This is a genomic window from Cytobacillus sp. IB215316 (assembly GCF_033963865.1).
Lineage (GTDB): Bacteria > Bacillota > Bacilli > Bacillales > SM2101 > Nanhaiella > Nanhaiella sioensis.
Window position 1 is genome coordinate 77,190 of sequence record NZ_JAXBMC010000005.1, and the last position, 13,277, is coordinate 90,466.

At 34.1% G+C, this 13,277-nt stretch carries 12 protein-coding genes; 9 read left to right on the forward strand and 3 right to left on the reverse strand.

Translation table 11 applies throughout. The features are described 5' to 3' along the window. Positions 1 to 117: 117 nt before the first annotated feature. On the reverse strand, positions 118 to 246 hold the full coding sequence (gene yhfH / locus SLH48_RS10620) for a protein YhfH (RefSeq protein ID WP_214482421.1): 129 nt from the start codon (positions 244 to 246) through the stop codon (positions 118 to 120). Positions 247 to 501: 255 nt separating this feature from the next. Here yhfH and SLH48_RS10625 point away from each other — a divergent pair, with 255 nt between their 5' ends. Further along, a complete protein-coding gene (locus SLH48_RS10625; RefSeq protein WP_320258129.1) occupies positions 502 to 1,233 on the forward strand; it encodes an MBL fold metallo-hydrolase in 732 nt (243 codons plus the stop codon). A gap of 150 nt (positions 1,234 to 1,383) precedes the next feature. Next, positions 1,384 to 2,940 (forward strand): fatty acid--CoA ligase family protein, encoded by a 1,557-nt coding sequence (locus SLH48_RS10630; RefSeq protein ID WP_320258130.1) that lies wholly within the window; start codon positions 1,384 to 1,386, stop codon positions 2,938 to 2,940. A gap of 137 nt (positions 2,941 to 3,077) precedes the next feature. On the opposite strand, the gene SLH48_RS10635 is transcribed toward SLH48_RS10630, so the two are convergent. Further along, a complete protein-coding gene (locus tag SLH48_RS10635) occupies positions 3,078 to 3,902 on the reverse strand; it encodes a hypothetical protein (protein ID WP_320258131.1) in 825 nt (274 codons plus the stop codon). A 556-nt stretch (positions 3,903 to 4,458) separates the two neighbouring features. Between SLH48_RS10635 and SLH48_RS10640 the strand changes: the two genes are divergently transcribed. The 4 genes from SLH48_RS10640 to SLH48_RS10655 all read left to right on the forward strand — a co-directional run bounded on the left by SLH48_RS10640 (position 4,459) and on the right by SLH48_RS10655 (position 8,569). Then, complete coding sequence (locus SLH48_RS10640; protein ID WP_413785410.1) at positions 4,459 to 5,235, forward strand: enoyl-CoA hydratase-related protein; 777 nt, start codon at positions 4,459 to 4,461, stop codon at positions 5,233 to 5,235. Positions 5,236 to 5,475: 240 nt separating this feature from the next. Further along, on the forward strand, positions 5,476 to 6,474 hold the full coding sequence (locus SLH48_RS10645; protein ID WP_320258133.1) for an ABC transporter substrate-binding protein: 999 nt from the start codon (positions 5,476 to 5,478) through the stop codon (positions 6,472 to 6,474). A 295-nt stretch (positions 6,475 to 6,769) separates the two neighbouring features. Continuing rightward, positions 6,770 to 7,774 (forward strand): ABC transporter permease subunit, encoded by a 1,005-nt coding sequence (locus tag SLH48_RS10650; RefSeq protein ID WP_320258134.1) that lies wholly within the window; start codon positions 6,770 to 6,772, stop codon positions 7,772 to 7,774. Then, complete coding sequence (locus tag SLH48_RS10655) at positions 7,775 to 8,569, forward strand: ABC transporter ATP-binding protein (protein ID WP_214482427.1); 795 nt, start codon at positions 7,775 to 7,777, stop codon at positions 8,567 to 8,569. Positions 8,570 to 8,731: 162 nt separating this feature from the next. Here SLH48_RS10655 and SLH48_RS10660 read toward each other — a convergent pair whose 3' ends face one another. Continuing rightward, complete coding sequence (locus tag SLH48_RS10660; RefSeq protein ID WP_320258135.1) at positions 8,732 to 9,316, reverse strand: SCO family protein; 585 nt, start codon at positions 9,314 to 9,316, stop codon at positions 8,732 to 8,734. Between the two features lie 218 nt (positions 9,317 to 9,534). On the opposite strand from SLH48_RS10660, the gene SLH48_RS10665 reads away from it, so the two are divergent. The 3 genes from SLH48_RS10665 (at position 9,535) to SLH48_RS10675 (ending at position 12,831) form a co-directional block, all read left to right on the forward strand. Next, a complete protein-coding gene (locus SLH48_RS10665) occupies positions 9,535 to 10,785 on the forward strand; it encodes a M48 family metallopeptidase (RefSeq protein WP_320258136.1) in 1,251 nt (416 codons plus the stop codon). A 403-nt stretch (positions 10,786 to 11,188) separates the two neighbouring features. Then, on the forward strand, positions 11,189 to 12,121 hold the full coding sequence (locus tag SLH48_RS10670) for a glycerophosphodiester phosphodiesterase (protein WP_320258137.1): 933 nt from the start codon (positions 11,189 to 11,191) through the stop codon (positions 12,119 to 12,121). A gap of 2 nt (positions 12,122 to 12,123) precedes the next feature. Then, positions 12,124 to 12,831, forward strand: coding sequence for a phosphatase PAP2 family protein (locus SLH48_RS10675; protein WP_320258138.1), 708 nt, complete (start codon positions 12,124 to 12,126; stop codon positions 12,829 to 12,831). Positions 12,832 to 13,277 lie beyond the last annotated feature (446 nt).

Genomic DNA, 13,277 nt, shown 5'->3' on the forward strand with positions numbered 1-13,277 from the left:
TCTTGGAATTTCAAGTGGAGAGTCTATTCAACTGATTCCTGAAATAAAGAAAAAATATTAGAGCATAGAACAAAGCCTGCTGATTGGTTATCAGCAGGCTATTATTTATAAATTTTATTATTTAACATGAAGACAATCGTTACAGATGTTACCATAGCATTCATGTTGTTCATCTATTTCTTTATTACAATCAGTACATTTTTTTGGTGGTAAGTTTTTGAAGAAGTCACTACTTTTCTCAATCATTTCGTATCCCCTCCGAATTATGTTATGTATACATTGTATTATAACAGTTTTGTTTAGTCAATAACTGTTTTGTAACAAAGCTTGTAAATAGGCAAAACTGATCGCATACATTCATCATAAATGGCTCTTAGGTGTATCCACGATATTTAACGAAGAACGGTTAGGTTCTAGCAGGTTCAAGTAAGCCAGTGTAATATTTAGGTGTAAAAGGGTACAATGAAATGAAATAGGAGTATTTTGAAAGGAAGAATGAAGATGAAGATGACAGTAATTGGATATTGGGGTGGATATCCTGCCGCAGGAGAAGCAACGTCAGGTTACTTAATTGAGCATGAAGGTTTTTCATTATTAGTTGATTGCGGAAGTGCGGTTCTATCACAACTTCAAAAATTTATTCAAATTGACCAACTAGATGCTGTTTTACTTTCTCACTATCATCATGATCATATTGCAGACATTGGCCCTCTACAATACGCTTTGTTAATTCACCGTTTTATGGGGAAAGAACTGAAGGAACTACCGATTTATGGACATTCACATGATCAAATAGAGTTTGATAGGCTATCATATAAAAATATTTCAAGAGGAATTGCATATAACCCTGAAAAAAAAATAAACATTGGACCTTTTTCCATTACCTTTATTCAAACAGTTCATCCGGTAATGTGTTATGCAATGAGAATACAAGCAGGTGATCAATCAATAGTTTATACTGCTGACTCTAGTTTTGATAAGAAATTTATTTCATTTGCTCAACAAGCTGATTTATTTATTTGTGAAAGCAATTTATATGCAAATCAAAATGGAACGAACGCTGGACACATGACTAGTGAAGAAGCTGGTTATATCGCAAATAAAGCAAAAGTCAAGGAACTTTTACTAACACATCTTCCCCACTTTGGTGAGCATGAACAATTAATTAGGGAAGCTGAAAAACTATATCAAGGTAATGTAACTCTTGCAAAGACTGGCTATGTTTGGGGTTGAAATAGTTAAAAATAATGAAATGAAATAAATTTCAGAAATTTTTTATTTCGTTCCTTGAGTAAACTAGATTATTTCAATATAATAGAAGTGTATATTAATATGCCGAAAAAATGAATGGTTACTCATTCATTATAATAGGGAGGGAGTATTTTGAATTTAACTTCGCGCTTGTCAGAATCTGCACAGAAATACCCAGCAAAACCAGCTTATATTTTTCAAGATAAAGCTAGCACATATGCTGATCTAGATAGTGCTGTGAATGCGTTTGCTAGTGGGTTAGACAAACTAGGTATTGGCAAAGGGGATCACATTGCACTTTTATTAGGTAATTCACCTTACTTTGTAATTTCGCTTTACGGTGCATTGAAGGTAGGAGCAACTATTATACCTATTAATCCTATTTATACTGCCGATGAAATTAGTTATATCGTTAATAATGGGGATGTTAAAGCGATTATTACCTTTGATGTTTTACTTCCACAAGTAGAACCTATGCTTCCTATCATGAAAGGTGTCGAGCATATCATTTATTGTGAAACACCACAAGGGAAAGAGGCGGGTGTTGATTTATCTGCAATTGTTACATCTGAAAAAATGAAATCGTTTTCAAAGATAATCTCATTAGGAAGCTTTACTTATGAAGGTCCAACATTAGCTGAAGATGATGTAGCGGTTATCCTTTATACATCAGGAACAACTGGGAAACCAAAAGGGGCAATGCTGACTCATAAAAATTTGTATAGTAATGCGATAGATGTAGCACAATATTTAAAATTAAGTGATACTGACCGTGTAATTACAACATTACCGATGTTTCATGTGTTTTGCCTAACTGTTGCACTGAATGCGCCACTTATGAATGGCGGAACGTTGATAATATTACCAAAGTTTAGTCCAGAAGAAGTATTTCGTGTTGCAAAGACATATGAAGCGACAGTTTTTGCAGGTGTCCCAACAATGTATAACTTTTTATTACAACATCCAGAGGGAAATAAAGAAGATTTAGCATCTTTACGTCTTTGTATTTCTGGTGGTGCATCAATGCCAGTAGCACTGTTAAAAGGTTTTGAACAAAAGTTTAATGTTATCGTTTCAGAGGGTTACGGTTTGTCCGAAGCTTCGCCAGTTACTGCCTTTAATCCGCTAGATCGTCCAAGAAAACCAGGCTCTATTGGTACAAGTATTTTTAATATAGAAAATAAGGTAGTTGACGAAATGGGTGAGGAAGTTCCACCTGGACAAGTAGGTGAGCTTATTGTTCGTGGGCCAAATGTGATGAAAGGCTATTATAAAATGCCTGAAGAAACTGCTCATACGATTATGGATGGCTGGTTATACACTGGTGATTTGGCACGTATGGATGAAGAGGGGTATTTTTATATTGTAGATAGAAAAAAAGACATGGTACTAGTAGGTGGATATAATGTATATCCACGAGAAGTAGAAGAGGTTCTATATAATCATCCAGATATTATCGAGGCTGCGGTCATTGGTGTTCCAGACCCGAACTTTGGTGAGGCAGTAAAAAGCTTTGTAGTAACAACAAACAACCAACTTACTGAGAAAGAAGTCCTTGATTATTGTATAGAGCATCTAGCAAAATATAAAATCCCTACCTCAATAGAGTTTATAGAAGAGTTACCAAAAAACACAACAGGAAAAATATTAAGACGTGCTTTAAAACAGCAAGCAACAACAAGCTTATAATTGTAGCAACATAAGATATAGGCTAATTGCAACATATACAAATAGATCAACAGCATGAAGGTCAGAGCCCCAGTTTAGCTAGGGTCTGACCTTTTATTTGTAAAGCGCTTTCAAAAAATTCAAATAGAGATGGGGAATTACGCCGCACGCTGACGTCTAAAGCTTTTTTCGGCTTTTCCAGTTTGTAATTGCCACATATGCCAAAAGACATATGGAACGATTAAGATGAAGTTAATCATGCCCCATGTTTTTAATACTTCTGGATTATACCAAGAAGAGGAATCCATCGTCATAGGGAATATATCAAAACTTGCTCTTAAGAGCAGGTGTGCAGCTAGTGTATATACTCGAGCAGTAATATATAATTCTGGACGTCCTTTCATCAATGGGTATAGCTCTGCTGCAAGTAAAATAGTTAATGAACTCGCAAAATAGACAGGACTCTCAGCATAGACGAAGCAAGCGTTCCATGTTGTATAGAGAAAGTTCCAAGAAGCAGTCGTATAAGCTATAAGATCTCCATGTTTTTCAGTAGTAATCTTCCAAAACTTTGGAGCGAATGGTATGGTGACACATAAGAGAAACCCGGTTGCTGCATTAAAATAATTACCCATAGTAGCATCTTTTATCGTTGCTTCCATAATATTTAAAAACAAGATGGCGTAGAAAAACCATAGAAATTGCTCTGATTTTAGAAAATTCCATATTTTACCTTTTTTATTTTCGTAAACGGCTATACGCGAAAAGCCAACGATGATGGTTGGTAAGATGACACTTAATATTTTCGCCCAGCGAAACCATCCTTCAACTCCACCTAGAATCCATAATGGGAATGTAAATAGAGATGCAATCCAAAAATAAGCTGCTAGTTTATAGTGTTTTCTGAAAAAAGCGACGATGAATATTAAAACAATAAAGTAAATAGGCATAGTAATTACGTGTGGCCAAATGGTAATATTCATAATCATCTCATCCTCTACGTTATTTAATTTTTAATATAAAATAATGTCATGAAAAAATTTGAATGATAACGTATCGAACGTTCGGTATACCATAATTATACTGCTAAAATTCTTTGCTATCAATGTGAAAAGTATCACAATTTCATGACATTTATACATATAAATAGTTTGTCAAAGCTCTTTTCTTAAACTCTGTTGCTATTGTTATCAAATTAGTACGATAACAAGTGGTTTTATATGTTGGGCATCGTCGTATGAAAGAAAAGGTACCACGAATGCTAGTTGACTACTTGTTTATTTCTTAATACGAAAAAACAACATGAAAACAGCATTACTAATAATGGACACTACGATGAGTTGTATAAGAACTTAATCATTTTAAATGTAGAAAAGATGCCACCAATGCTAGATGTATACGTGTTTATATTTTGTCAAACAGCGCATAAATCTATAAAAAACAAAATTTTCTGAATGATTTTTCTTTAAAAAAAGGAATTTATTCATTTCACTTAGAATTAGAACAATAACTATGAAAAAAAATGAAGTAGGTGATCTTATTAGTGTCGTAAAATTGCATGTTGAAAATCATATTGCAACTGTTACATTAAATCGTCCTGATGCTCTTAATTGCTTTAATTACGATTTGCTATGTAGTCTAGAGAAAAAGATTGAAGAAATACATGCTAGTAGCGATATTAGAGTTGTTATTTTTACTGGGACAGGAGATAAGGCATTTTCAGTAGGGGCAGACTTAAAAGAGAGAAGAACATTATCTGACATAGAAGTAAAAAGAAATTTAACTAAAATCGGTCAATTATTCACAAACATTGATAAACTCCCTCAGCCGACAATAGCTGCAATAAATGGTTATGCATTTGGTGGTGGGCTCGAGTTAGCTCTTTCTTGTGATTTTCGTTTCGTTGTTGAAGGTACACAATTAGGCTTAACTGAAACGAGTTTAGCTATTATACCAGGTGCTGGCGGTACACAACGTCTACCTCGAATAATAGGAACAGAAAAAGCTCTAGAATTAATTTTGACAGCTAAGAGATTAAATTCTGCACAGGCTTTAACGTATGGTTTAGTTACTAAAGTTGTACCTAAAGATCATTTAATAGCCGAAAGTGTACAATTTGCTAATGAAATGCTAAAAAATGGCCCTGTTGCTTTACAACAAGCAAAATTTGCTATAAAGCAGGGGATGAATACTGATATACAAACAGGTCTGGAAATTGAAAGAAAAGCATATGAAGTAACAATTCCGACCGAAGATCGATTGGAAGCTCTACATGCATTTTCCGAGAAGCGACCTCCTAAATTTCACGGAAAATAATGAGTAATATTTTTTGATAATTAATAATATTCATATATTATTTAGTGTGACATTTATAGACGGTGTTCTTTGTTCAAATGGAACAGTTATTGCGTATTATGAAAAAAAATCTTGATGTTTTATATTATTCATGTATAATTTAATGCATAAAAGCACCGAAGCATAAAAGCATAAAAGCGTAAAAGTGTAAAAGAAACAAATAAAACATAGAATAATAGTTTACAAGGGGGTTTTTAAAAGATGAAAAAAAGTTTGAAAGGTATACTCGGCAGTACTCTTGCTTCAGTATTAATTTTGAGTGGCTGTGGCACTGACGAAAGCGGTGGATCCAATACAGGGGATGCTGGAGAAACATATAAAATAGGTGTGACACAAATTGTAGAGCATGACTCATTAGATGCTGCGTTTGATGGATTTAAGCAAGCATTAGCAGATAAGGGATTAGAGGTTGAATATGACGTTCAAATTGCTCAAGGTGACCCTAATACGAGTAATTTAATAGCCGAGAAGTTAGTAGGAGACAATGTAGACTTAATTTTTGCTAACTCAACTCCAAGTGCTCAAGGTGTGTTAAATGAAACGAGTGAAATTCCAATCGTATTTACGTCTGTGACTGATCCGGTTGGTGCTGAGCTAGTAGAAGCAATGGATAAGCCTGGTACGAATATAACGGGTACAACTGATACACATCCAAATGCAGTACCAAATACAGTTGAATTTATCGACCAATATTTTGAAGGTAAACGTGTAGGGATGGTATACAACTCTGGAGAACAAAATTCCAATGCACAAGTTAAACTAGTGGAAGAAGCAATGAAAGGAACAGATCTTGAAATTGTCTCAGCATCTGTGTCAACATCTGCTGAGGTAAAGCAAGCGACTGAATCTCTCATTGGAAATGTTGATGTGATATACATTATTACAGATAACACTGTTGTTAGTGCGTTAGAATCAGTCATCATGGTATCAGAAGAAAATGATATTCCATTGTTTGTTGGTGAACTTGATTCGGTTGAAAATGGTGGATTTGCTGCTTACGGTTTTGACTACTTTGATATTGGCTATGAAGCCGGTGAGATGGCAGCACAAATATTAACAGGAGAAAAAACAACTTCAGAACTACCAGTACAGTATCCACAAAACTTAAAATTACAGATTAACAAAAAAGCAGCTGAAAATATGGGTATCGATATAAATAGCGAGTGGGATGATATCGCTGAATATTTAAATGAAGAGTAGTGAATAGATTACTATTGTGTTCCTTTCTTATATATAGAAGAAAGGAACATATTTTTCTGTTTGAAAGGTAAGCAAGTATAATATTTTTGAGAGAACTCATTCTTTGTATAATAATGATCGATGAACAGTTCCAGCGCCTATCACCTCGAGGACAATTCGGCATTTTATCAAAATGCAAAAAAGGCCTTCATGCAAAACGCAGGCTTCAGTACTTGTCGGGAATGACCAGGCACTTGCGCTTTTCATAACAACTTATTGAAAAAATATATTTTTTAACTGGAAGGGTGAAAATACTATGCCTACAGCAATATTCGGAGCATTTGAGTCAGGTATTATTTATGCAATTATGGCATTAGGTGTATACTTATCATTTCGAATTTTAGACTTTCCAGACTTAACCGTTGATGGGAGTTTTGTAACTGGAGCAGCCGTAGCCGCAATTCTAATAGTAAATGGTATCAATCCTTTTATAGCTACAATCGCTTCTTTACTAGCGGGATTTATTGCTGGTTGTATCACTGGTTTGCTTCATACGAAAGGAAAAATAAATCCGCTGTTATCAGGGATTTTAATGATGATTGCATTATATTCTATTAATCTTCGTATAATGGGAAGATCAAATATACCAATGTTAAATGAAACAACAGTGGTTACAATTTTAACAGATTTTTGGAAGAATTTAGGGTTTGATACAGGTGTAGTCAATGTGTTGAGAGCAATAGGGTATTCAGGGTATATACCAAAAACTTGGGCAATTGTTATTTTCATGATTATAATTACATTTGCCATTAAACTTATTTTAGATCGCTTTCTTCAAACGGAGATTGGACTTGCACTACGCGCCACTGGTGACAATAAAAATATGATTCGTAGCTTTTCAGCAAATACGAATGCTTTAACAGTAGTTGGACTAGGATTATCCAATGCCCTTGTCGCTTTTTCTGGTGCAGTTATTGCACAATATAATGGCTTTAGTGATGTCGGAATGGGAATAGGTATCATTATTATTGGCTTGGCCTCAGTTATTATTGGTGAAGCAATATTTGGTACGAAATCGATTATGCGAACGACATTTGCCGTGATCGGTGGTGCAATTATTTACCGCATTGTTGTAAGTATTGCTTTGCGTGTAGAATTTTTAGAACCAGGTGATTTGAAGTTAATTACTGCAGTCATAGTTGTCTGTGCATTAATTATTCCTAAAATATTTGAATCACGTAAAGACAAAAAACGCAAAAAGCAGCGATTACAAGCATTCGTAAATGATCACAAGCAACTAGCGAATAAAGAGGTGATATAGATGCTTGATTTTAACCATATCTTCAAAGTTTTTAACGAAGGAACGCTTGATGAAAAAATTGCATTAGATCACATAACGTTATCATTAAATAAAGGAGATTTCGTGACGGTCATAGGAAGTAATGGCGCAGGGAAATCAACGCTTATGAATGTTGTGTCAGGTAGGATTTACCCCGACATAGGTGAGGTTATTATTGATGGGCAACAAGTAACGAATCTACCAGAACATAAGCGAGCTCAATATATCGGCAGAGTATTTCAAGATCCAATGGCAGGTACTGCGCCGACGATGACGATTGAAGAGAATTTGGCAATGGCTTTTTCGAGAACAAAAAGAAGAACTTTACACAAGGGTGTAACAAAAAAGCGTAAGGTGTTTTTTAAAGAACAGCTTGAGACACTTCACTTGGGGCTAGAAGATCGCTTAAATGCAAAAGTAGGCTTATTATCAGGTGGTGAACGTCAAGCATTGTCTTTATTAATGGCTTCATTCACGGATCCAAAAATATTGTTATTAGACGAACATACAGCAGCATTAGATCCTGCTAGGGCAGAATTAATCACAAATTTAACTAAAGAAATTGTAGAAAAAAATAAGCTAACGACTTTGATGGTCACCCATAATATGCAACAAGCTCTAGACTTGGGCAACCGCTTAATTATGATGGATAAAGGTCAAATTATTTTTGAAGCTAGCGGAGTAGAGAAAAAGAAATTGACTGTAGAGCAATTATTAGAAGAGTTTCAGCGCATTCGTGGTTCAGGGTTTACAAGTGATCGATCGGTTTTGTTGTAAAATAAGCGTTATATAGCAGACTTGATTAACATAAAAACCGGTGGGGAATTAACTCTCCACCGGTTTTACATATAGTCTGTTTTTGCATGGTTTGTTGTATGCGTACAAAGAAACAACTAGGAGAGATGTTCTGATATCTCCCACAAGCACTGAAGGCATGCCTTAATTAATAGTTCGCATTATTCTTTTGAATACACGCTCTTTGTCAAAGCCTTCTCCCATACCAAAAATCTCAATGATGTTATTTTCATCGTCTAACAAATATGTATAGGCTGAATGAATAAATTGTCCATCACCAGGATCTCTATATAAGAATTCAAACGCTTCTGCAACTTTTTTTGTATCTTCCTCACTTCCACGAAGAAGGTACCATGGGCCACCTTGCTTTAATTCAAATGCTTTGCCATATTCCTGCAACACTTCTTTTGTATCGTAAGCGGGATCAATTGTAATAGTTATGAATTCGACTTTATTCCCAAAGACGCCTTCTTGTTCAAACTCTTCACGCAGTTGCTTCATTTTATAAGTTGTTACTGGACAAATATCTGGGCAATTTGTGTAAATAAATTCTAGTAGACGTACCTTTGGTTCCATTTCAGTAAATACAAATGGCTCTCCGTAAGCTGTTTCCATGGCAACGTCTTCCGGAAATTCCATTCCTGATTGTTTATAAACTGAAAAGTAGAATACTCCTGATGAAATACCGAGTACTAATAAGGTGACAAATGTAATGTAAAGCTTCTTCATGATTTCACTCCAATACGCCATTCGAATTTGACAATATAAATTAAGTCGATTCTATACATACTAATCATACATGAACATTGCATATTCATGTGTCTATATCCATGAATTTTGTATGACAAAAAAATTATCGCTAATTTTTGTACTAATTTTATCTGATTTTTCTTACAATTAGTAAGGAGGCAAGCTATACTTAGTACAAGGGGGAGAATCTAACATTCATGAGAAAAATTGTAGGTTGGACGTTAATTTCGTATGTGCTATTTGGTCTATTTATAGCTATGTATATTTTTTATTGGGCTGATACATCAATTCCGATACAGTATAGGGGTTCAGGAGCGGATCCTTCTACGTTCTTAAATGAACGTGAGCTTATGTTGAGTGAAGAGTATTCACAAATAAGAAATTTGTTATTTTTTCTCTCCTTACCATTCGAATGGATTATCTATTTATTTGTACTAGTGTTAGGAATATCATACAAATTCAATACTTGGGCGCAAATAACTTCAAAAAGAAAAATTGCACAAATTCCAATTTATGTATTTTGGTTATCTATTTTTGTTGGGGTTTTAACACTACCACTTAGTTGGATTAGCTTCACCTTTTCTAAAATGTACAATATTTCTACTCAATCTACATCAGGGTGGTTAAAAGACCGATTAATTGATTTCTGGCTTGATTTTGGATTTTTAGTCATGATCGCCTATGCTTTATTTTTTCTCATTACTAAAGCAAAGAAGCGATGGTGGTTTTATGCGTGGGTCTTGTCAATTCCATTTTCCTTATTTTTAATGTTTGTTCAACCAGTGATTATTGATCCGCTTTATAACGATTTTTACGAACTAAAAAATAAAGAGCTTGAAGCAGAAATTTTACAAATGGCAGAACAAGCGAATATCCCTGCTGATCACGTATTTGAGGTTAATATGTCCGAAAAAACAAATGCCTTGAATGCTTATGTTACTGGAATTGGGAATAACTCAAGAATTGTGTTATGGGATACTACATTAAATAGGCTTAACGAACAAGAGATTTTATTTATCATGGCTCATGAAATGGGTCATTATGTGAAAAAGCATATTTATTTTGGGATAGCGGGTTATTTAATTCTCTCTCTTATTGGCTTATATTTAACTAGTAAAATTTTACATTTTTGTATTCATAGGTGGAAGGATATTCTACATATTCGTGATTTAAGCGAGCTACATTCACTTCCTTTGTTGTTACTTGTATTTTCTATGCTTACATTTTTAGCAAGCCCATTGGAAAACGTTGTTTCTAGATATCAGGAGCATACAGCAGATGTATACGCGATTGATATGACTAAGGACAATGAAGCTGCTATTCAAACTTTTCAAGAATTGTCACGTGCGGGACTTAGTCAAGTGAATCCTCCATTTATTGTGAAAATATTTAGGTATGGTCATCCAACTATACTAGAAAGAATTGCTTATATAGAGGAGCGAAAATAACTAAGAAACGTTAGAAAGCATAAATGTTTCAAAATTAAGTGATTTCTTATTCAGAGATGGTGAAAAGTGTCAGGTGAAGTACTTACTTCATCTGATATAATATTTTATTATAGAAAAATTGTGGAGCGCTTCTCTACACTATAAAAACTGGGCTAAAGAAGCGTAGCAGGATGAACTTATATGAGGCTGTCATCGTTTTACAGAACAGAAGAAAAGATACCACATCTTTTTATAGTTCGTTAATAGTCAATGACTTTAAGCGCTTACATTTTTTATAAGAATTAACATGATTTTATATAAATATATAATTAAATAATATAAAATTAATATTAACAGTGTAAAATATTCTTATTGTTGTTGTGATTGAGCTATATTTATATAGAAAAACAAGGGGGAAATATGTTTGGAAATTGTAACTGAGAAGAGGAAAACGAGAGGAAGGTTTGTAAGAAATATGTTATTAATTGTACTAGCTTTAATTATTTTGTTCTTTTTGATTGTCCAAATCATTCCTGTTAAGAAAAATGAAAGTAACACTCTTCTGCGTGTAGGTGGAAAGCCAGATGTGATCGCTCACCGTGGAGGAGCTGGAATAGCTCCTGAAAACACATTAGAGGCATTCAAACTGTCTGATTCACTCGGAGTAGATATGTTAGAATTTGATGTGAGACTATCAAAAGATGGACAAGTAGTAGTAATGCATGATGAAACAATTGATCGAACAACTAATGGAGAGGGTAAAGTATCTGAATATTCTGTTGAAGAATTGAAATCGTTTGACGCTGGCTATCATTTTGTAGGTCCAGATGGCTCATTTCCTTATAGAGGTAAGGGCGTTACGGTTCCAACTCTAACCGAAGTGTTCGAATCGTATAGTCATTTGCCTATGGTTATAGAAATTAAAGAAAATGATAAGAAGTTAGCAGATGAATTTGCTGATATTATTTTTCAATATGGAATGGAAGATAAAGTAATTATAGGATCTTTCTTTGACGAAATAGCAAATTATTTTTACGATATTACTAATGGAGAAGTTGCTATAAGTACTGCAAGTGCTACTACGAAAAAATATGTCATTTTCCAAAAGCTATTTTTAGGAAATATTATTCCGTTAAAAGAACAAGCTCTACAACTACCTACTCACTCAAGTATTTTTGATCTTACTACGAAAAAATTAATTGATGCAGCACATGAAAGAAATATTGCTGTCCAATACTGGACAATTAATGATTTAGACATGGTAGAATATTTACTTGAACAAGGTGCTGATGGAATAATGACGGATTACCCGAATAAAGCTATTCATTTATTACGTCAAAAAGGAGTAGATAAATAAATATGGAGATTAATAGACAACCTACAGAGACAGCAAAACGACCTGTCCTTTATCATATTGGATTTATTGCTTTATGTTTGATCTCGGTCGCCATTTTTCTTATTATTGCTGAGGTCATACAACAGTCTGGCAAAGTAGCCTTTGATACAGTGATTAGAGATATCTTTGTTCTAGAGTCACAGTCATTTGTATACCAATTATTTAAGGATATCACTTGGCTTGGAAATAAGCCTGGTGTCATCACGATGCTAGTTATAATGTTAGTATGGTTAATATGGAGATATCGGGATTTCAAAGGTATTATTTTACTCATAACGATGGTTATTTTGCAGAATGAGTTTAATAAAGTGCTTAAAGATTTTTATCAAAGGGAACGACCTTTGATCGATCCTGCGATCGATGCATTAGGCTACAGTTTTCCGAGCGGTCATGCAATGACTGGTTTGTTAGCATATGGACTTGCAACTTATTTAATTGTAGTGAATGTAACATCATTCAAAGCAAAGTTATTCGTTGGCATCTTTGGAAGTATTCTTATATTTTTAATCGGTCTAAGTCGCATTATACTGTCAGCGCATTACCCTACCGATGTTATTGCAGGCCATGCTTTAGGGATAGTTACCCTAATTATTTCGATATATTTGTATCAATGGATGAAGAAAAGAAACTTTAGTAAAAAAAATGATAAAGATACTCTTCAAGTAACGTAATCATCAAGAAAAATGATAGTGAGACGTATTAGAATAAAGGCACCCTCATTAGCGTATGAGGGTGCCTCTATTTCATATCATACATATCCATTTCCATAGAAGAGTAGGAAATCTAGTTCATCGATAATTTCAAATCCAAATGTTTGAAAGACCCCTTACTTAAAAAAACTCATTATTACCCTCATTCATACCATTCTTTCATATTGTTGGTGGTTTAATAAAATTTGGCTGTACTCGTTTGTAATACAACAGCCTATAGCAAAAAAGACTTTGGATAAAAGTATTTTAAAACTTTTATCCAAAGTCTTTTTTTATGGAACGAATAAATGTTCCTTTTTTGCTGCACTCAAATTAAAATGACGGTCCTCATAATATTCATATTATTAGTATAAATTATTCAGTTTTATAAGTCTACAATTTTCTGGGATTTTTAGCTATATTTTCTA